The sequence below is a fragment of the Undibacterium sp. JH2W genome, assembly GCF_049340425.1.
Classification (GTDB): Bacteria; Pseudomonadota; Gammaproteobacteria; order Burkholderiales; family Burkholderiaceae_D; genus Undibacterium.
This window is the reverse complement of sequence record NZ_JBMPOT010000001.1, coordinates 498,147-518,154: the sequence shown is the minus strand read 5'-3', so window position 1 is coordinate 518,154 and position 20,008 is coordinate 498,147. Positions and strand designations below refer to the sequence as shown.

General features: G+C 52.5%; 15 protein-coding genes. 11 read left to right on the top strand and 4 right to left on the bottom strand.

Annotated elements, in window-relative coordinates:
- Positions 1-70: 70 nt before the first annotated feature.
- The 3 genes from ACO0LC_RS02220 to ACO0LC_RS02210 all read right to left on the bottom strand — a co-directional run bounded on the left by ACO0LC_RS02220 (position 71) and on the right by ACO0LC_RS02210 (position 5,575).
- Positions 71-1,510, bottom strand: coding sequence for a protein kinase domain-containing protein (locus ACO0LC_RS02220; protein WP_423000163.1), 1,440 nt, complete (start codon positions 1,508-1,510; stop codon positions 71-73).
- Positions 1,511-1,588: 78 nt separating this feature from the next.
- Positions 1,589-3,844: a hypothetical protein gene (locus tag ACO0LC_RS02215; RefSeq protein ID WP_423000161.1), complete on the bottom strand. Its 2,256-nt coding sequence runs from the start codon at positions 3,842-3,844 to the stop codon at positions 1,589-1,591.
- 249 nt (positions 3,845-4,093) lie between these two features.
- Complete coding sequence (locus ACO0LC_RS02210; protein WP_423000159.1) at positions 4,094-5,575, bottom strand: FHA domain-containing protein; 1,482 nt, start codon at positions 5,573-5,575, stop codon at positions 4,094-4,096.
- Positions 5,576-5,797: 222 nt separating this feature from the next.
- Between ACO0LC_RS02210 and ACO0LC_RS02205 the strand changes: the two genes are divergently transcribed.
- From ACO0LC_RS02205 to ACO0LC_RS02180, 6 genes are all read left to right on the top strand, one after another.
- Positions 5,798-7,201, top strand: a complete 1,404-nt coding sequence (locus ACO0LC_RS02205) for an aspartate kinase (RefSeq protein ID WP_423000157.1) — start codon at positions 5,798-5,800, stop codon at positions 7,199-7,201.
- 397 nt (positions 7,202-7,598) lie between these two features.
- A complete protein-coding gene (locus ACO0LC_RS02200) occupies positions 7,599-8,186 on the top strand; it encodes a TetR/AcrR family transcriptional regulator (protein ID WP_423000155.1) in 588 nt (195 codons plus the stop codon).
- 259 nt (positions 8,187-8,445) lie between these two features.
- On the top strand, positions 8,446-9,510 hold the full coding sequence (locus ACO0LC_RS02195; protein WP_423000153.1) for an alkene reductase: 1,065 nt from the start codon (positions 8,446-8,448) through the stop codon (positions 9,508-9,510).
- Between the two features lie 99 nt (positions 9,511-9,609).
- Entirely contained in the window at positions 9,610-10,002 is a 393-nt protein-coding gene (locus ACO0LC_RS02190) for a hypothetical protein (RefSeq protein ID WP_423000151.1), read from the top strand.
- A gap of 57 nt (positions 10,003-10,059) precedes the next feature.
- Positions 10,060-10,230 (top strand): hypothetical protein, encoded by a 171-nt coding sequence (locus ACO0LC_RS02185; protein ID WP_423000149.1) that lies wholly within the window; start codon positions 10,060-10,062, stop codon positions 10,228-10,230.
- Positions 10,231-10,234: 4 nt separating this feature from the next.
- Complete coding sequence (locus ACO0LC_RS02180; protein WP_423000147.1) at positions 10,235-11,398, top strand: glycerophosphodiester phosphodiesterase; 1,164 nt, start codon at positions 10,235-10,237, stop codon at positions 11,396-11,398.
- 51 nt (positions 11,399-11,449) lie between these two features.
- Here the strand turns inward: ACO0LC_RS02180 and ACO0LC_RS02175 are convergent, their stop codons facing one another.
- On the bottom strand, positions 11,450-12,256 hold the full coding sequence (locus tag ACO0LC_RS02175) for a dienelactone hydrolase family protein (protein ID WP_423000213.1): 807 nt from the start codon (positions 12,254-12,256) through the stop codon (positions 11,450-11,452).
- 267 nt (positions 12,257-12,523) lie between these two features.
- Here ACO0LC_RS02175 and ACO0LC_RS02170 point away from each other — a divergent pair, with 267 nt between their 5' ends.
- The 5 genes from ACO0LC_RS02170 (at position 12,524) to ACO0LC_RS02150 (ending at position 19,818) form a co-directional block, all read left to right on the top strand.
- On the top strand, positions 12,524-14,020 hold the full coding sequence (locus ACO0LC_RS02170; RefSeq protein ID WP_423000145.1) for a glycine betaine ABC transporter substrate-binding protein: 1,497 nt from the start codon (positions 12,524-12,526) through the stop codon (positions 14,018-14,020).
- 635 nt (positions 14,021-14,655) lie between these two features.
- A complete protein-coding gene (locus ACO0LC_RS02165) occupies positions 14,656-15,981 on the top strand; it encodes an ABC transporter substrate-binding protein (protein ID WP_423000143.1) in 1,326 nt (441 codons plus the stop codon).
- An 18-nt stretch (positions 15,982-15,999) separates the two neighbouring features.
- Positions 16,000-16,716, top strand: coding sequence for a response regulator (locus ACO0LC_RS02160; RefSeq protein ID WP_423000141.1), 717 nt, complete (start codon positions 16,000-16,002; stop codon positions 16,714-16,716).
- Between the two features lie 10 nt (positions 16,717-16,726).
- A complete protein-coding gene (locus tag ACO0LC_RS02155) occupies positions 16,727-18,175 on the top strand; it encodes an ATP-binding protein (RefSeq protein ID WP_423000139.1) in 1,449 nt (482 codons plus the stop codon).
- 440 nt (positions 18,176-18,615) lie between these two features.
- Entirely contained in the window at positions 18,616-19,818 is a 1,203-nt protein-coding gene (locus ACO0LC_RS02150) for an ABC transporter substrate-binding protein (protein WP_423000211.1), read from the top strand.
- The last annotated feature ends 190 nt before the right edge of the window (positions 19,819-20,008 follow it).

The window sequence follows — 20,008 nt, the reverse complement described above, 5'->3', positions numbered from 1 at the left end:
CACATAGTCACTGATGCCGGGGTGTGGCAGTCTCTTGGATGGCACACCCTGCTTCCCAACTGTTTGAGTATCACTGGGCGGCAATGCCTGGCACTTGCCCGTTTTCTGGTCCGGTATTACGGCTGATCGCAGCCAGGTAGCGTTGCGCTTCTTCCCAGGTGATGCTGACATCGCTGGGGGCATCTGCTTGTGCCATGGCAGTGATGGCGTCTTCTTGCAAGCGTTGTTGTTCCTGCTGTTCTTTGTATTGCCTGATCTGTTCTTCTTTTTGGCGACGCTGGGCATCTTCTATGGCACGCAGGCGGTTTTGCCTGGCGATGAGTGCATGCAAGGCAGCGCTGGCTTGTTCGCGTCTTTGCTTTTCCAGTTCCTTGCGTTGCCGTCTTTGCTCTGCACGCTGGCGGGCCGCAGCTTCTATGGGGGACAGCTTGAACTCAGGCGCTGGTTTGCCATGACCCGGGGCTTTGGCTTGAGGGGCATTGGCCACCGACTTGCCTGCAGCCTGCAGGGTCTGCAACAGGGCTCGCACGCTGGCGGGGCGCTGGTCTGGCTGGATAGCAAAACCACTTTGCAAGACTTGCCATTGCGCAGCATTGAGTGCCGTTGCTGGTATGGGTTGCTGCTGCGGATGGCGATATTCGCCAAAGGGCATGCTTGCTTCCAGCATCTGGTAAATCATGACGGCTACTGCATATACATCGAGTGCGGGGCTATGCTGGTGGCTACCGGCCTCTGGTGCACGATAACCCGCCGTGCCGGCATAGGGTGAACGTGAGGGTGTCATGCTGGTCGAGATCAGGCCAGCCTGGGTATGGCTGCGCAAGCGGGCAGAGATGCCAAAGTCCAGCAGCTTGGTTTCACCAGTGTGCGTCAGCAAGAGGTTGCTCGGCTTTAAATCGCGATGTACAAGTTTGTGTTTGGCCCAGGCATAGTCCAGTGCATCGGCCACCGGGCTGAGCATGTCCAGCACTTGCTTGAGGGTGCAGCGGGTGTGCCTGGTCAGGTAAGCCTCGAGATCTTGCCCATCCAGGTATTCCATGATGATGAAATAACTGCTGGTGGCAGGATCACGCGCCCAGTCATAGACCCTGACGATATGCTCGTGCGCCAGCTTGCGTACCAGTGATGCTTCTTCTACCAGCAAGCGGGCGTGCAGGGCGCTTTGTGTCAGTTGCGGTGGCAAGATCTTGAGTGCCACCATTTCACTATGGCCCAGTTCTGCCTGGGTTGCCAGGTCGCTGGCTTGCCAGACCTGGCCCATGCCGCCCTGCCCTAACAGCTTCTCAAGGCGATAGCGCTTCGACAAGCCACCTACTTCTTGCCCGGCTAGAAAACCCAGGTCGGTGCCTTGCTCATGGTCTGGTTTACCTTGCTTACCCTGCCTGGCAATCACCGGCGCCAGCTCTGTATCAAGTATGGCATTCTTGCGCTGATTGAATTCATCTTCGGCAAGCAAGCCCTCATCCAGCAATGCGCGCAATTCACGAATTTTTTGTAACGGCGTTTGCATGGTGATGACTTGTTTTCCTGGACTTGCTGAGGGTAGGTAAGATAAATTCTTGCTGCATTTTCTGTTCTGGTTGCCTGCTTATTTTCTGCCAGCTTGCGCAACTGGTGCGACGCGGTTACCCATGTTTTGCGCCATGCTCAGGTCCAGCTCATGACGTCTTTGCTGGTCAGCCTCTCTTTGCCCGCGCTCATCCTGTATGCGCTCTTGCAGCATCTTGACGGTTTGTTCCCAGCTCAGGCCTTGCTGCTTGCTGGCCATGGCACTCATGGCTTGCGCAGCATGCTCAGAACTACCTGCTTGCATGGCAAGGATTTGTTCTGCCGTCAGGCTGGCTTGCGCCTGCACTTTGGCGATCTCGGCCAGGGCCAGTGCATTGGCCGGGTCGGCAGTGGCGATCTTGCCGGTTTCGCTGAAGTTGGCGATGGCGTTCATGCGTTCTATGGCGATACGGGCCAGCAGGGCATCATGGGCCTGCTCTGCCTGACGCTGCTCCCGTTCCAGACTGAGCCTGGCAAATTTATCGGCACGCTCGGCTTCTGCCTCTTGCAATTCTTTTTTCCAGCGACGCTCATCATCTTGCTGTTTGAGTTGCTGCCTCAGGGTTTCCACTTCGACGCTGGCGAGTGTGGCCTGGTGCTGTTGCTGCTGGGTCTGCTGTTCAAACAGGGCATGGGCTTTCAGGGTACCCAGCAATTTTTCATGTTGAGCTATCGCATCGGCTTGCTCATCACTGCGCCTGATGGCCTGGATTTTTTCCTGTACCTGGCTGAGTTTGAACTCGGTCTCGACATCATGGAGGCTATCTTCGCGCTGCATGCCACGTTTGCGCTGTTGCTGTAATTCCTCTTCCCAGGCTTGCATGCGCTGGAATTCTCTGGCCCTGGCTTCGGCTTCTATGCTGATGAGTATCAGGCGGCTTTTTTGTTCTTCATCTTCCAGTTCCTGTTCGCGGCGCGCCAACAGGCTTTGCTTTTGGCGCAGCAATTCTGCCTGGGCTTTTTGCTGCTCCTGGTCGGCGATCAGGCTGGCTTGGGCGCTCTCATGTTCGAATTGAAATTTTTGCAGCTGATGCTGGATTTTTTGTTGCATCAGCTGCGCGGCTTCTTTGGCCTGCAACTGGGTGATTTCTGACTCTGAGCGCATCTTGATGCGCGCCATGGTGCGTATGTGCAGCCACTGGTCGGCCTCATTCTGGCGCTGTTCAGTTTTTTGCTTGAGGCTGTGTTCCAGTTCCCGGATGGTATCGCCTGCACCTCGTTCCAACGCCAGCTTGCGGCTGCCTGCTTCGACGATGCGGCCATACAGTTCCAGCTCACGGGCGCGGATGACTTGCAGCCGCTCGTTTTCATCCTGGTGCAACTTGGCACGGCTCAGGCGTTTCTTGGCATTTTCTACCTGGCCTTGCATATATAGCCAGCTCAGGTCTTTGCCAAATTGCTGGCGCATTTCTTCGTGGCGATAACGCAGGCGGATTTGTTCTTCTTGTCTGGCGATCTTCTGCCACTCGGTATTGGTGTAAAGCGCATCGACGAGTTTGCTTTGTTCCAGCTGGGCGCGCTGGCCATCGATGACCAGATGCAGGCTGGCTATTTTTTCGCTGAGTTTTTCACGGTCGTCAGTCAGCTTGTCATGGCGCAGTTCGCGGGTCACGGCCTGGGTTGCTACAAAACCGTATTGATCCATGGCCTGGTTGAGGGTAGACAGCAGGCGTTCATCCAGTTGCAGGCGCAGTTGCACATTGTCTTGCAGCTCACGCAGGGATTGCGCGCCCAGAAACTCCACCGCGATCTGGCGCACCATGGGTTCCAGCAATTGTTGCAACTGCTGGCAAGTGATGATGCCAGGGGCATGCATGAAGTGTTTGGCAAATGCAGGCACATCAGCGATCTTGATGCTGATGACAAACTTGGCAGCAATCGCCAGGAATTCTGCAGTGTGCAAATCATCAAAAGAAAACAGCAAGGCAAATGGATTGAGACGGGTCAGCAGGATTTCTGCCGCCTTGTCCGTTTGCAAACCCAGCAGCTGGCTGGAAATATCCTGCTTGATGTAATCACCTGTGAGCAATTCTACGAAATGCCCTTCCTGCACCACATAGGCGCGAGCGTTGACAGGAATCTGCAAGTCTTGCCCGGCAATGCTGCTGAGCGGGCGCACGCCAAAATACATGGCGACTTCATTCTCTTTAGGCAACCAGCGTTTCTGGCGCAAGACAGTCTCGTGCCTGGGGCTGCTCAGCATGAGGCCGCAATGCGTGCAATACACTGCATCTTGTATATTGTGATGGTCGCACTGGGGACATTTGAGTTTGGAACTGCCAAAGATGCTGAACATGCGAGACTCCTTCTATCGCTGCGGTGCGGGGACTTGTTTTGCACCTGAGCAAAATCTTAGCACCAGGGGTGGATTTGGAACTCTGGAACAGAAGGAGGTTTTGGGGCCAGATCGTGGTTTGTAATGAAAAGGCAAGACCTCTCAGCACAGAGTCATGGAAGCACAGAGGGAGCACTGAGAAATACTATTGTTTGTCACTCGCCAGTATTAACAAAAGTTTTCAATGGCATGAACATCTCATCGTATTTTTTAGCCTCCAATATCCGCATATGGCAGGCTGGCATAGCGACAAGCCGAAGGCAACTGAGCAAGCCCCTTCATTTCCGTATGCATGCCCAGTCGGGTATCTTGCAAAGTCAGCATGTCCCTGTGCCAAATTTGACCTTGATTATGAAACAACATAGGCATGATTGAAAGTGGCTTGAGTTCAGATTCTGGCTTAGGATCAAGCATGGTTTCGGGCCTGGTATCAGGCTTCATCAAATACAGCAATTCAGTACCTGGCCCACCACTCACACCAGCCAGAATAATGAGATGCGGCAATATCGCCATGACTTGTAATCTGACTATGCCTCTGACGCTGGCACAGAATTCGATTTGCATGCCGAGGCGTAAAGCATATGCCTGGTCTTTTTCCATGCTGATGCCATCGAGCAAAGTGCCATAGCGTGATGTATCGATGATTTCTGCATCCTCCCCTTTTCTGCGGATGATGGCATGGCGGGCGCTGATACGTCGCGTCAGTCTGGCATTTTCTGCTGCGTGGTGGGCATGATGGCTGAGCAGGATATCGGCCTGGGGCTTTTCTTCCATGCGACCCAGCACCCATTCATCGAGGGCAAAGAGTCGTATCCGGGACTGGGCAGCTATCAGGCTGGCTGTTGCTGTCTTAGTTGCTATCTTTATTGCTGGCACTGCCGTCGCCATCTTTGCAGTCTGGGCTACAGATGACCTGGCTGGTGCAACTATATCTGTTGTTTCGGGTCCGGCAGCGACTTCTATGAGTTCTTCATCCCAGGCTATGGTGCCCATGGCACTTTCATATTTACCTGTGGGCGGGCGCATTTCCAGTTTGGCAATGGAGGCATCCCTGGCATTGATTTCTATATTCATATTGCCTTGTGCATAGCCATTGGACTGGCCCAGTCCGCTCAATGTCGCAATGGCACCGTCTTCTGCCACTACCCTGACATTCTTTTGCGCGGCCAGAAAAACGCTATGAATTTCTGTCAGTGATGCATCCGCCCTGGGGACGAAGATGACACTGGTGCACAACCATTTACGCCTGGCCCTGGATGCTTGTTCATGCGACAAGACAACTTCCAGCGGATATTGTCCATGCTCTTTATTTTTGGAAGAAAAACTGAGCAGCAAGGGTTGCCACAGACCGGACACCGTGCGCTGAAAGCGCTGCTTTGATGCTGTACTAGCAATAAGATCGGAACGCAATTGCACTTCTATGATGCTGACTTCAAGTGGCAGCATGCCACGCAATTCCAGCCTGATGGTTTGTCGGCCGCCTGCAGCACGTGGATCATAACCACTGAAGTGTAAATGCAAGCTGGCGGGCGCGGTCGCCTCGCGGTTTTGCATCAGGCTGCCTGCAGAGGCATGCAGTAATTCCAGTCTTTGCGGACCGGGCCTTTGCGGATGGCCCGCCGCGCACACGGTTTCACCCTCTGCCACCCAGTGCGTGCAGTGCGGGTGATCCGGGGCTAGGCATTTTTTCATGATGAGACAGGGTCATAGTACGGGCGATGCTAAGACTATACGGGCAAAGTGGCAGATCAAATGCAGGAATACAAAGGTGTTTTGCCGCTAGTTTTTTAGGCAGACCAGAGCACTTGCGTTGACCTGATCGCAGTGCTGCTTTAACCTTGTCGCATACGATATAGTTCATTTCTCTTTTTTGGTGAAATGTCTTTGACCTGCCATCCCTGCCCTGGAAACTCAATGAAAAAAATCGTCGTGAAATTTGGTGGCTCCAATCTGCGCCAGCCTGAAGATATCAGCCGCGTCGTCAATGTGGTGCAAAGCTATCAACAACCCCTGGTGCTGGTGGTATCGGCTTTTTATGGCATTACCAATGCCTTGATTGCCTGCGTGCAAGCAGCCAAGCAAGGTGCGGGGACCGCCGCGGCACTGGCGGAAAGCAAGGATTACACGCAAAACCTGCGCGCCCTGAAGAAGCAGATACTGGAAGCCAATATCAGCGCTCCCACTCACCGTGCCCGTATAGAGCAGGCTCTGTCTGTGCGCCTGAACCAGCTCGACCGTTATCTGACCGGCATACACTGCATAGGCGACGTACCCACTTTTGTGAATGATGCCATCCTCAGTTATGGCGAACGCCTGTCCAGCCTGTTGCTGACCGAAGTCTTGCTGAGCCATGGCATACGGGCGCGTGAAGCCTTGCCAGAAGACATAGGCTTGATTACCGATGGTGTGTTTGGCAATGCGGCCTGCGATTTCGATGCCAGTGCGCCAGCCGTATCGAGGGCGCTGGAAGGCAATGAAGTCATCGTCGTACCGGGTTTTTATGGCGTAGACCGTGATGGCAAGGCCACCTTGTTCGGCCGTGGCGGCTCAGACTATTCAGCCGCATCGATTGCCTGTTGCATAGGTGCAGAATCGCTGGATGTATGGAAGGATGTCGATGGTTTCCTCAGTGCTGACCCTGGCACGGTGAGCAAGCCACATACGATTACGCAATTGAATTATCTGGAAGCCGCAGAGCTGTCTTACTTTGGTGCCAAGATTTTGCATCCGCGCACGGTGGAGCCTTTGTTTGACCAGAATATCCCTATCCGTATCTTGAACATCACCCGCCCTGAGCGGGGCCTGCAACCATATACCGTCATCAATGCGCAGCGCAAGGTGACGCGTGATGTGGTGAAGAGTGTCACCTCGACAGAAGATGTGGCGATATTGAAATTACATGGCCCTGGCGTAGGCTTCAAGCCCGGCATCCTGGCACAGGTGACCCAAACCCTGGATGCCAAGGGCATCAACATCAAGAGCGTACTGACGGCACAGACTGCCATCAATATCCTGGTATCCCGCGATCATCTCGATGCTGGCTATGCGGCACTGGTAGAGCATCACCTGGCCGGTGTGGTGGAAGTATCCCGTAATGCCGACGTGGCCATCGTTGCGGTGGTGGGTGACGGCGTGCTGGAAGCATCTGACGTGGGTGGTGCAATCGCCAGCCGTGCCTTGTCAGCAGCGATTGCGGCTGGCGTGCATGTCTGCCTGGCGGCTGCGGGGGCCAGCGAGGTGGCGGCGTATATGCTAGTGCAGCAAGAGGACAGGAAGCTGGCTTTGCAGGCGATACATGCGGAGTTTTTTGGGGGGTGAGAGGGCATGGGCTGAATTAGCTTTGTTAGTATTATCCATGCAGCATGATATTTTCAATGCCCGTGCCAAATTTCCCCTGTATATAGATCAAGGAACGACACTAGGCTCCAGCCTGCGCTGGAGCGACGATTTTGAGATTACGAGGAAAACCAGGAGTGTCCTTATTTTGATAACTAAGACTAACTGCAAAGCGACCAGCTCCCACTCCGTCGCTCCAGCGCAGGCTGGAGCCTAGCGGCGTTTGCCACTGACTGAATATACGTGCTTAACATAAGCGGCTTATCACACCTACCTCAAAAACTTGCCAAACGCCACCCTTTATAGCCGTCAACGCTCAATTGCTTCTCTCAAAACAAATTACTAGACGACTGGTCTAATTTATTTTAGAATCCCAAGCATGAACACTCCACGCGCCGATGTCAGGCAACACATCCTCGATACAGCCAAGCCCATTATCCTGGGCAAAGGCTTTTCGGTGGTTGGCTTGAATGAAGTGTTAAAGGCAGCAGCAGTGCCCAAGGGCTCGTTTTATCATTATTTCAAGTCCAAGGAGTTATTTGGCGAAGCCTTGCTGGAAGATTATTTTGCTGGTTATCTGACAGCGGTTGATCAGGTATTGAAAAACCAGGACATACCAGCAGCCAAGCGTCTCATGCGTTACTGGCAGGGCTGGTTGCCTGAGCGTCCGGGTGAGGGTGTGCAATGCCAGTGTCTGGCGACCAAACTCGGCGGCGAGGTATCGGATTTGTCTGAAGCCATGCGTATCACTTTGCAACGTGGTACGGACAGTATTATTGCCAAACTGGCGGATTGCATGCGCGAAGGTATTATTGATGGTTCGCTGCCTGCCGATCTGGATGCAGACCATTGTGCATTGACCCTGTACCAGATGTGGCTGGGTGCGGGCTTGTTAAGCAAGATGCGGCGTGATATGAGTGCACTGGAAAGTGCGATGTTAGCCACCCGCAAGATGCTCAAGCTGTAGAGGTCGATGACAATTAATCCGGCCTTGTTGCGCTGCCTTGCCGTACTAAAAACATAATTACTTGTACTGACATGATGACAAAGCATTTATTGTTACGAGTTTTTTCTAGACGACCAGTCTAATTTTTATCTTGAAGTACCCTGGATTGGCTACACATGGAGTTCTGAGTTTGCTTACCAGGCTTAAGTTTTCCCCAGTTTTTTTTGCTGCCCCACACGCTGTACACATGCTCTATTAGCCCAAATTAAGGAATTAAGAAATGTTATTCAATCCTCTGCAAACCGGTTCTGTTTCCCTCGCCAATCGTATCCTGATGGCCCCTTTGACACGTGCGCGTGCTGATGCAGGCCACATGCCCAACGCCCTGATGGCGGAATACTATAGCCAGCGCGCCAGCGCAGGCCTGATCGTGACTGAGTGCACGATGGTGGCTGAAAATACCTCGGCCTTCTATTCTGAACCTGGCATCTACAATGCAGAACAAATCGCTGCATGGAAGCTCGTGACTGAAGCTGTACATGCCAAAGGCGGCAAGATTTTCATGCAAATCTGGCACGCTGGCCGCGCTGCGGTTCCGGCATTCAATAATGGCGTAGAAAACGTCGGCCCTAGTGCCATCGCGATTGATGGTGAAGTCCATACACCGAACGGAAAAATCCCGAATGCAGTGCCACGTGAATTGCGTCTCAATGAAATCCCTGCCCTGGTTGCTGCTTATGCACAAGGTGCAAAAAATGCGATTGCTGCCGGCTTTGATGGTGTAGAAGTACATGGCGCGAATGGTTACCTGATAGACCAGTTCCTGCGTGACAGCGCTAATACGCGTACTGACAACTATGGTGGTTCCATCGAGAACCGCGCACGCTTTTTGTTTGAAGTATTGACTGCCGTCAGTGCTGCTATCGGTTCGGATAAAGTTGGTCTGCGCCTGTCCCCTATCAACAGCTATAACAGCATGAAAGACAGCGATGCGCTGGCGTCGATTGCTTACCTGACGACACGTCTGAATGAATTCAATCTGGCGTACCTGCACCTGATGCGTTCTGACTTCTTCCAGGCACAAACTGGTGATGTCTTGACGGTTGCACGTGACAATTACAAAGGTGTCCTGATCGGCAATATGGGTTACAACGCTGACGAAGCAACACAAGCCATCAGCAACTCCACACTGGATGCAGTCGCATTTGGCACCAGCTTCCTGGCCAACCCTGATCTGCCTGCACGTATCAAACAAGGTGCAGCTTTAAATGCGCCTGATGCAGCGACCTTCTACACGCCAGGTGCAAAAGGTTATACCGATTACCCTAGCCTGCAGGCTGCGTAATTCAGTACTGACATCCTGAGTCAGATCAAAAGTGAAAGCGGCATTGATATTCAATGCCGCTTTTATGCTTTAATGGAGCACACCAAGTTCAGGACGCCTATGACACTCATCAAACGACAACTGACAGAAGCCGAATTCATCAAGCTTGACTTCCAGGGCATAGAGCTGCAACGCCGCCCTTCGCCCGAGGCCTTGTGGGTAGTGGATGAAGAGCGACAATTATTGTGTGTGCAGTTGATCAGCACTACCTGTGCAATGCGCGAGGGTTATTACTGGTATCTCTTATTGCTGGAAAAAAGACAGTTCGTCTTCATGGTAGATGCGTTTTCTGCCAGAACCAAAGATGAGCAGAGAGAAATTGAAGCTGTGCTTGATAACAGCATTGCGGTACAGGATATACCAACAGCAAAAGCACTGGCAGTGGAAGCAATCCATGTGCTGACGAATGAAAAACTGCTTTTCGTTGATAAAACCTTTTACAGCAGCATGTAAATATTTTTGCATTGCTTTTGCATTGCGTAATAGCGGCTTCAGCCGCGAACGCTTTCCGTGTCCATCATTTCAGAGCCTGGCAAGGAATCGCGCCTAAAGCCGCTCCTACAGGATAAAGGCGCTCAAAGCTTGCTTGAAATATTTCTTTCAAGTCATGATCTGGTCATTCTTCAACATTACATTCCTGCCATCGCCATCATGCTGGCAAGAACACAGATTGAGGAATAATTTGATGAAACATTTGCCAAAAAACACTGCCCGCTTGCTATGCGCAGCCTTTGCTACAATCAGTATAAGTGCCTGCGGCGGCAATAGCAGCGAGCCGGTTGATTTGCAAAACCCTGGCCTTTCCTGGCCACCCTTGCCTACAGTAACCGGCCACAGGGGAGCATCTGCCTGGCGCCCTGAACATACCCTGGCTTCTTATCAAAGAGCGATAGATGACGGTGCCGATATTGTTGAACCTGACCTGGTAGCGACCAAGGATGGCATACTGGTGGCCCGCCATGAAAATGAAATTTCCGGTACGACCAATGTCTCAACGCTGCCACAATTCGCTGGCCGTAAAACCACCAAGACCATAGATGGCATCCCCGTCACCGGCTGGTTCACAGAAGATTTTACCCTGGCAGAATTGAAAACCATACGCGCCAAGGAACGCATCCCGGCTAACCGTCCTGCCAACGCAGCTTTTGATGGACAGTTTGAAATACCGACACTGCAAGAAATCATCGACCTGGTCAAGCAGCAGGCCAAAGACAAAAATCGCGTCATTGGTATCTATCCAGAAACCAAGCATCCTACCTATTTCAAAGCCATAGGCCTGCCTCTGGAAAAGCGCCTGGTCGATGTATTGGTGGCAAATGGTTACAAGGGCAAAAATGCCGCTGTCTTCATCCAGTCTTTTGAAGTGGCCAACCTGAAAGAATTGCGCGGCATGACAGAGATGCGCCTGGTGCAACTGGTCGATAATCCGCTCAACCCGCCTGTCAATGGCGTACCACGCAATGCACCTTATGACTTTGTCGCTGCTGGCAGCAACCGCACTTATGCTGATCTCATCAAACCTGCTGGCTTGAAAGAAATCGCCCAATATGCAGATGCGGTATCCCCCTACAAGGAAGTCATCATCCCGCGTGATGCAAAGAATGAGCTGGGTGCAGCCACCAGCTTTGTCACCGATGCTCACGCTGCCGGTTTGAAAGTCCATACCTGGACACTGCGTCCGGAAAATCCTTTCCTGCCACCCAGCATGCGCCAGGGTGATCCTGCTTCATTGACGCAACGTGGTGATTCCATCGCCGAAATCACGGCTTATCTGAAAGCAGGCATAGATGGTTTCTTTACCGATGATCCAGCTATTGGCCGCGCTGCTGTGACGGCGTTCAAGAAGTAAACTGAAAACCGCGTCGATGCAAATGCCTGGATTCCGGTCCAGGCATTTTTTTTACGCCTGTTTCAAGCGATGAGCAAAGAAAGCCAGGATTTCATCCCGTGCGGCGACAGTAGGCTGGCCTGCCTCATCGATCAGATGCGCCGTTACCACGCTATGCGGCGTCGTCACATAGCGTTTAAAGAAAGGCGCGGTATCCTGATTGGCAGCGCTGTCTGGCAATACCTTGCCGACAAAGCGCTCACCCAAAGCTTCTGAAAATGCCGCAAAGCGCTGGGCGCGGCAAAATGCATCGCCAGCAAAACGATAAGCCATGATAGTCAGGTCTTCTGCTTCCAGCCTTTGACGCACGACTTGCAAGTCAGCAGCTTCTATGCCCATGCCTGCGGGATCATCCATAGGCAAGGATGGCTGCGACACTACCGGCGCAAGTACCACTGGTTCCAGCATCATGGACAAGGCAAAATTACCAGTGAAGCACATGCCTATCGCACCCACACCAGGTCCACCAGATTCTTCATGCGCCAGCCTTGCCAGTGCTCTTAACCATAGCGTGACAGGACTGCTACCTTTGCCAGCAAAGGCGCGAAATTCTGCACTGAGACAGGCTTTCTGGAATACAGCAGCACCTTCTTCTGCCGATACCACCACGCCGTCGCGCCCAAACAGGGAAGGCATATACAAAGTAAAACCTGCATCACGTACCCAGCGTGCAAAACGTGCCACATGCGGACTGATGCCCGGCATCTCAGTCATGACGATGACGGCTGGACCTGTACCACTGACATAGACACGCTTGCTGACTCCATTGAGTGTGATCTCGCGTGCACTAAAGTCATTGAGTGGATCATCGGCATGCATGTCCTGTTTTTTGCTAAAACTGATTCCCTGTATCGGTATTTGCGCAGATTCCATTTTTGACATAAGCACTCCTTATTTCAAACCACTGAATATCAAAACCTCTGTGGTGAGAGGTCTTAAAGTAATAAGTGTAGGCCAGCGTCAGATACAGGAATAGCAGCAGTTCCGCCAGAATCAGGACGGAATTGGACAATTGCAAACGCCATGTAGAATACAAGGTAAATAACCCATCGCAGTTTCGATCACAATTTAGCGGAGCGCAAACCCATGCTGATCTGGTGCAAGCTGCAATACCTTTTTTCTTTAGCGTTAACACTGTTATTACTAGGCAGTGTTGCAGTACAGGCACAAGCCGCTGATACGCTCAAAGTCGGTTCCAAGCGCTTTACTGAATCCTATGTGCTGGGCGAGATTCTGACGCAAACTGCCGCCACCCATAACCCTGCACTCCACCAGCAAGGTCTGGGCAATACCGCCATCGTCTTCAATGCACTCAAGAATGGCAGCATCGATGTCTATCCAGAATACATGGGTACCATCAATACCGAGATACTGAAACATGAGAGTGCCATCAGCATGCAGGAGATGCAGGCTGAACTGGCTAAACAAGGTCTGGGAGTTGCTGTGCCTCTGGGTTTTAATAATACCTATGCGCTGGCGATACGGCCTGATGCTGGGGATATCAAGTCGCTGACTGATCTGGCGAAAAAAACTGCATTACGCTTTGGGCTCTCGCATGAATTTCTAGGCCGTGCCGATGGCTGGCCAGGCCTGGTCAAACGCTATCACTTGCCGCAACCAGCCAGCGGGCTGGATCATGGCATCGCTTATGAAGCCCTGACTGCAAAGCAGATAGATGTCATCGATATTTATTCCACCGATGCCAAGATCAAACAACTAGGCTTGCGCGTGCTGGTGGATGATAGCAATTATTTTCCACGTTATGATGCCGTCCTGCTATACCGACTGGACGTATCTGTCCGCTTCCCGCAGGCCTGGGCAGCCATACAGAAACTGGAAGGCAAGATAGACAATGCGCAAATGATAGCCATGAATGCTGCCGTGGAAATTGATGGTTTGAGCTTTGCCCAGGCGGCACAGCAGTTTGTCGCCAAATCTCCAGTAAGTGTTGAACGCACAGGTTTCATGTATAAATTATTTGGTGCAGATTTTTTGAAACTGACCTGGCAGCATCTGACACTGGTATTACTGTCGGTTGCGCTGGCTTGCATGGTTGGCATACCGCTGGGCATCATCGCCGCCTTTGCGCCGCGCTTGCGTGAAGTCGTCATGGCCACCGTCGGCATTTTGCAAACCATACCCTCACTGGCCTTGCTGGCGATGTTGATCCCTGTGCTGGGCAGGATAGGTTTTGCCCCGGCCCTGATCACCCTGTCGCTATATGCCCTGCTACCCATCGTCCGCAATACCTGCGTAGGTCTGCTGCAAGTAGCTGCCGGATTACGCCTGGCGGCGCAGGCTTTGGGTTTGTCCTCGCGAGACCGATTACTGAATATAGATTTGCCGCTGGCCCTGCCCATGATACTGGCGGGCGTGAAGACAGCGGCCGTCATGAGTGTAGGCACGGCAACCATAGCCGCCTTCATCGGTGCCGGAGGTTACGGTGAACGCATCACCATAGGCTTGGCCTTGAATGATAACCAGATGTTGCTGGCGGGCGCCTTGCCTGCCGCGGCTTTGGCTTTGTTGACGCAATGGGGGTTTGATTTGCTGGAGAAGGTGGTGGTGAGGAAAAGAGATTGATCAAAATGCTGCGCGAGGTAAATCCTGTAGGTTGGGCTACGGTTCACCAGCCCAACACTCGGCATTTAAATGACGTATACGTTTGTTTATGCCCAGTGTTGGGCTGATAAAGCATAGCCCAACCTACGCTTTCCATCGCTTTTATCTCTTGAAAACAACAACTCTGCAAAGCACTGTGTACACAAAGCAAGGGCTTACGCAAAATTGTCCCAGCAAGGCTATCGCCTTAGGAAACCTCTCTTGCAAGAGAGGTTCGTTACGTTGGCGGACAACATGTTGTCCGAAACCCCAACTATACCTATCGCCAAGGAAACCTCCCTTGCAAGGGAGGTTCGTTCCGTCGGCAGAAAATGTATTGTCTGAAACCCCGACTACACCGCAGCAACGAAGACAGTTCGTAGATTGGGCTACGGTTCACCAGCCCAACACTCAGCGTTTAAATGACGTATACGTTTGTTGATGCCCAGTGTTGGGCTGATAAAGCGTAGCCCAACCTACAATTTCTACTTGAACACAAAAGAACAATGCCTACCAGAAAGCTGCCCCCTTTGGTAATATGCATCCGGCCTGATATTTGCTATCAATCCAAAAAAGCGTGATTTCCCTGTTGCAATAACCCGCCCGGAAAAATTCCTTTGATTTCACCCACCCATCATGTCGCTGCATCATCACCTGCCTGGCGCTTTGCCAGGGCGGCGGCGCTTGGGGTTTTGTGCATGGCGTTTTGCACAGGGAAAATCCATGCAGCTACCCCGCAGTCTGACAGCACGCTGCAAGTCTTGCACTGGTGGACCTCTGCCAGTGAACGCAAGGCAGCCAGCCTGCTGGCTGCACGCATGGCAGATGAAGGTATCACCTGGCGCGATGCAGGCATACCCGGCGGTGCGGGAATAGGTGCGGGCAAAGTATTGAAGAGCCGCGTGCTAGCCAATGATGCGCCCGAGGTCACGCAAATTATTGGTGTCTCGATACGCGAATGGGCAGACCTGGGCTTTCTGCTGGAGCTGGACAAGGTGGCTGCGGCCAATAAATGGAATACCAGTTTCTTCCCGACCATACAAAACCTGATACAGCATCGCAAACACGTGGTGGCGGCACCGCTAGGCATACACCGCATTAACACCCTGTTTTATAACAAGAAAATATTCAGCACACTCAAACTTTCAGCACCAGAAAACTGGGATGAGCTGGCCGCTGTCGCAGCCAGATTGAAAGCCGCAGGTGTGATACCACTGGCACAAAGCAGTGAGCCCTGGCAAATTGCCACCCTGTTTGAAAACCTGATATTGGCCGAGGGTGGACCTGAATACCACCGCGAATTATTCGTCAAACAAAACGCCCAGGCTGTCATGGACAAGCGCTTCAGCCATGCGCTGGAACGCTTGCGCCAGATGAAAAGCTGGATGAATAATCCTGTCGATGAACGTCCCTGGACAGAAGTGGTGAAACAGTTTTCAAAAAACGAAGCAGCCATGATGATCACCGGCGACTGGGTCAAGGGTGAACTGAATGACGGCGGTTTTGCCACCGACGAGGCGTTCTCTTGCACCGCCATGCCAGGTACTGGCAAGTATCACCTGTATAGCGTCGATACTTTCTCCATGTTCACCAATGATTATTCACGCATCGCCGCACAAGAAAAACTGGCACGTCTGGTCGCCACGCCTACGGTGCAGGCTGACTACAATGCTGTCAAAGGTTCGGTATCAGTGAGACGTGATGCCGACCCGGCACGCATGGATAGTTGTGCCCGCGCCTCATGGACAGCCTTTGCCCAGGGAGCAGCTATACAAGCCCCCAGCCTGGTGCACCGCATGGCGACCGATGAAACCAGCAAAGACGCCATCATCGCCGTGATACACAGATACTTTATCGATGCCACGGTCAGCCCCGCCGACACCCAGGCCAGGCTGGTGGCAATGTACAAGACATTTGGCAATAATAAAAAACAAACTCCATAAAATGTGAGGCAGACAAAGATGACACGCAAAATACTGATAGTCGACGATGACCAGAAAACCCGGGTGTTACTGAAGACCTATCTGGAAAAGAATCAGTATGAAGTCACCCTCTCGCACAATGGTGAGAGCTTCGTGGCCGAATTCAATAGCCAGATGAACCAGTTGTCACTGGTGATACTTGATGTCATGTTGCCGGATACCGATGGCTTTGCCCTGTGCAAGGTGGTGCGACAAAAATCCAACATCCCCATCATCATGCTGACCGCCAGTTCAGACGACACTGACCGCATCGTCGGTTTGGAGCTGGGGGCCGATGACTATATCGCCAAGCCTTATAATCCACGTGAACTGCTGGCACGCATCAAGGCTATCTTGCGACGCACTGCCTCTGCTGATGTGGGGGCAGCACCGCGCTACTATCGTTTTCTGGGTTTCACCCTGGACCTGGTAGAGCGCAAGGTCACTGACAACACTGGTGAACTGGTAGCACTGACCGGGCTGGACTATCAATTGCTGAAGTATTTTGTCGAACACCCAGGTGACGTGCTGGACCGCAATGTGCTGTCAGAAGAAACCCGTGGCCGCGATGCCGGTCCGCTGGACCGCTCACTCGATGTACAGATCAGCCGTCTGCGCCTGCTGCTCAAAGATGACAGCAAGCAGCCTACCCTGATCAAGACCGTGCGCGGTGCTGGCTATGTATTTTCTGCCGACGTGAGCGTGGCCAGTGCCTGAGTCTGCCATCATGTTAAAGCGCTGGCTGCCGCAATCGCTATTGGGCCGCTTGTCGCTGGTCATGGTCTGCGGCGTGCTGCTGACGCAACTGGTGGGCAGTGCCATCTGGACTACGCAACAACGCGCCAAGGCTGAGGTAGAAGCGACTACGGCTGCGCAATACCTGGCGCATAGTGCATCGAGCGCGATACGTTTCTTTCGCAGCCTGCCGCCTAATTACCGCACTGTGTTGATACAGCAATTCCGTGAGATGGGTGGTACGCGTTTTTTTGTGCAGGCAAATAATGCCTATGTCCCCATCACAGAAATAGAATCACAGACGCTGGCGCATACGGTGCTGGGCAAGGTCGGCAATACCCTCAAGACCGACTTGCCACAATACCCTGAATTCAAGCTGGCCTTTGCCTGGCCAGATCAATTGACGACCTCTGTCGACGGCACCCGCATCACCGACTTGCCTGAGAGCTGGGTGCAGCATATCCTGCTGATCAAGCCTGAACCTGCACCTGTGCTGGTGATACAGACCGAGCTGGAACCAGGTAACTGGTTATACCTGGCTGCCCTCATGCCCAATCCTTATTTTTTGAAGGGCAACGACCCCCTGTCCTTTGACCGCCTGGTCTTGCAGGGTTTGTCACTGGCTGCGGTATTGCTGCTGTCCATCATGGTGGTACGCTGGATCACGCGGCCACTGGCAGCCTTGTCGGATGCCGCCGCTGCCTTTGGCAAGGGTGAGCAGGTACCGGATTTGCCTGAGACTGGCAGCCAGGAATTCATCAATACTGCCCGTGCCTTCAGCGCCATGCGCCAGCGCATACAAAGCTATATCGAAGATCGTGAACGACTGTTCATCTCCATCTCACACGATTTGCGTACGCCCATCACTCGCCTCAAGCTGCGCTCTGAATTACTCGACGATGATGCCCTGCGTGGCGAATTTGAAGAAGACCTCGATGACCTCGACATGATGGTCAAGGGTGCATTGCAATGCGTGAAAGATAGCGACATCCATGAAAACCCCACCGAAGTGAGACTGGACCCGCTGATACGCAGACTGGTACGCAGCGCCCATCTGGCCAAGCATAATGTGGAGTTTGCCGACTCAGGCGTGAGCGTCCATGGCAAGCCACTGGCATTGAAACGGGCGATAGGTAATCTGCTCGACAATGCCCTCTACTATGGCGAGCGTGCAGAAATCAGCGTACGCGCTGCTACCGATGCCGTCATCATAGAAGTACGGGACCACGGCCCCGGCGTACCGGAAGATGCCTTACCGAATCTGTTCGATCCCTATGTACGCCTGGTACATGGCCGCAGCCTGAATGAAAGCGGCATGGGCCTGGGCTTGGGCATAGCCCGCAGTGTCATTGAAGCCCATGGCGGCACGCTGGTGCTGGAAAACCATCCCGAAGGTGGCTTGAAGGCCATCATCACCCTGCCTAACGAAGGCAATGCCTGAACCGGCATTGCCTCACGCCCTTCCTATCTTTTCTTGCCTCAGCTTGTTATTGCCGAACAAGCTGGCCTCCTCCTGCGCGAATCACAACACCTGAATCTGGACTTTTGTAAAGTTTTGTAAGGAATTCTTAAATTAAGTTTTGCCAGCTGAGGAATTCAAACATATACAAATCACCGACCCACCAGCAAGCGGCAATGTCAGTATCAAAACCGGGTAAGGATTTGTAAGCGGCACACCTGACCAGTTTACACAAAGTGCTAATAAATCAAGCACTTATGAAAAGATGCGCTAAACAGATAGGCAAGTGGCATTACATTCACCACGTTGCTAGTATCAGTTTCAAGTAGTTCATTTATATCGATTTGTTGAGCCTGAAAATATTCTTAACAGGATTTCCCTTGAACCGTATTCCCCACATCGCTTTGTTATGCGCCACCGCCATGATGAGCACTGCCCAGGCAGGCACGCTCGCCCTGGAGAGCTGGCGCGTCGATGACAAGGCCTTGTGGGAAACTGTTTTGATACCCGCATTTGCCAAACGTCATCCAGGCATAGATATACGCTTCGCGCCGACCACGCCAACAGAATACGACAGCAGCTTGCAAGCACATTTTGCCAATGGCACTGCCGGTGACCTGGTAGCCTGCCGCCCGTTTGATGTATCACAGTCTTTGTACAACAAGGGTTATCTGGAAAAGCTCGATGGCAAGCCTGGCATGGAGCATTTTGAGGCAACCGCCCTGCTGGCCTGGCAAACCGATGATGCGAAAGCGACTTTTTGCATGCCGGTGGCATCTGTCATACACGGTTTCTTGTACAACAAAAAAATCTTCAAGAAGCTCAATCTACAGGCACCCAAAACTCAGGCTGAATTTTTGACTGTGCTGGATACAGTGAAAAAAAATGGCAGCTATGTCCCACTCGCGCTGGGCACAGCAGAAAAATGGGAAGCCACGCAAACCCTGTTCACCAGCATAGGACCCAATTACTGGCATGGCGAAACCGGTCGCAAGGCGCTTATCGCAGGCAAGGCAAAATTCACCGATGCGCAGTATGTGGCCGCTTTTGATTACGCGGCAAAACTTGGCAGCTATTTACCCAGCACCGCCAGCACGCAAACCTATAGCGACAGTCAGCATCAATTCGCTACTGGCAAGGCGGCGGTCTACCCTGTTGGCTCCTGGGATATCTCTTATTTCAATCAAGTGCAGGGTCTGGATTTTGGCGTGTTTGCACCACCGGTACGCGCTGCTGGCGACAAGTGCTACATCCTCGATCATATGGATATAGGCATAGGAATCAATAAAAAATCCCGTAACAAGGAAGATGCCTACAAGTTTATAGAATGGCTGGGCTCGCAAGAATTTGCCGACTTATATACCAACCGCGTGACCGGTTTTTTTTCGCTATCAAATCACCTGATCGCCGTGCGCGACCCGATAGGCAAGCAAATGATGGAATGGCGCACGGCATGTGAATCCAGCATACGCGTCAATGCGCAGATCTTGAATCGCGGCCAGCCCAGCATGGAACAGGAATTATGGAATGTGAATGCCGATCTATTGAATGGCACGGTCACAAGCAAGGAAGCAGCAGCAAGGGTACAGAATAGTTTTGCAAGTGCGTACAAGTTCAAGCGCTAAGAACCTGTTTACGATCTGTAGGGATGAAGAGCAGCGCATGAGTCCCGCGTGGACGCACATTACGCTCGCGCTTAAGATCGTAAACAGGTTCCAAGATCATACCTCCCCCAAGAAGTGTGATTATTTTGCCGACGCTTAGCGCGGCGTCGGCATTTTTTTTCGTTTTCCATATGTGAAATGGATGTGCTGG

Coding starts and splice junctions, on each gene's coding strand:
- ACO0LC_RS02170 (WP_423000145.1), top strand. CDS start 12,524: ATGCTGATCTGGTGCAAGCTGCAATACCTTTTTTCTTTAGCGTTAACA.
- ACO0LC_RS02180 (WP_423000147.1), top strand. CDS start 10,235: ATGAAACATTTGCCAAAAAACACTGCCCGCTTGCTATGCGCAGCCTTT.
- ACO0LC_RS02205 (WP_423000157.1), top strand. CDS start 5,798: ATGAAAAAAATCGTCGTGAAATTTGGTGGCTCCAATCTGCGCCAGCCT.
- ACO0LC_RS02190 (WP_423000151.1), top strand. CDS start 9,610: ATGACACTCATCAAACGACAACTGACAGAAGCCGAATTCATCAAGCTT.
- ACO0LC_RS02150 (WP_423000211.1), top strand. CDS start 18,616: ATGATGAGCACTGCCCAGGCAGGCACGCTCGCCCTGGAGAGCTGGCGC.
- ACO0LC_RS02215 (WP_423000161.1), bottom strand. CDS start 3,844: ATGTTCAGCATCTTTGGCAGTTCCAAACTCAAATGTCCCCAGTGCGAC.
- ACO0LC_RS02200 (WP_423000155.1), top strand. CDS start 7,599: ATGAACACTCCACGCGCCGATGTCAGGCAACACATCCTCGATACAGCC.
- ACO0LC_RS02220 (WP_423000163.1), bottom strand. CDS start 1,510: ATGCAAACGCCGTTACAAAAAATTCGTGAATTGCGCGCATTGCTGGAT.
- ACO0LC_RS02210 (WP_423000159.1), bottom strand. CDS start 5,575: ATGAAAAAATGCCTAGCCCCGGATCACCCGCACTGCACGCACTGGGTG.
- ACO0LC_RS02195 (WP_423000153.1), top strand. CDS start 8,446: ATGTTATTCAATCCTCTGCAAACCGGTTCTGTTTCCCTCGCCAATCGT.
- ACO0LC_RS02155 (WP_423000139.1), top strand. CDS start 16,727: ATGTTAAAGCGCTGGCTGCCGCAATCGCTATTGGGCCGCTTGTCGCTG.
- ACO0LC_RS02175 (WP_423000213.1), bottom strand. CDS start 12,256: ATGCATGCCGATGATCCACTCAATGACTTTAGTGCACGCGAGATCACA.
- ACO0LC_RS02160 (WP_423000141.1), top strand. CDS start 16,000: ATGACACGCAAAATACTGATAGTCGACGATGACCAGAAAACCCGGGTG.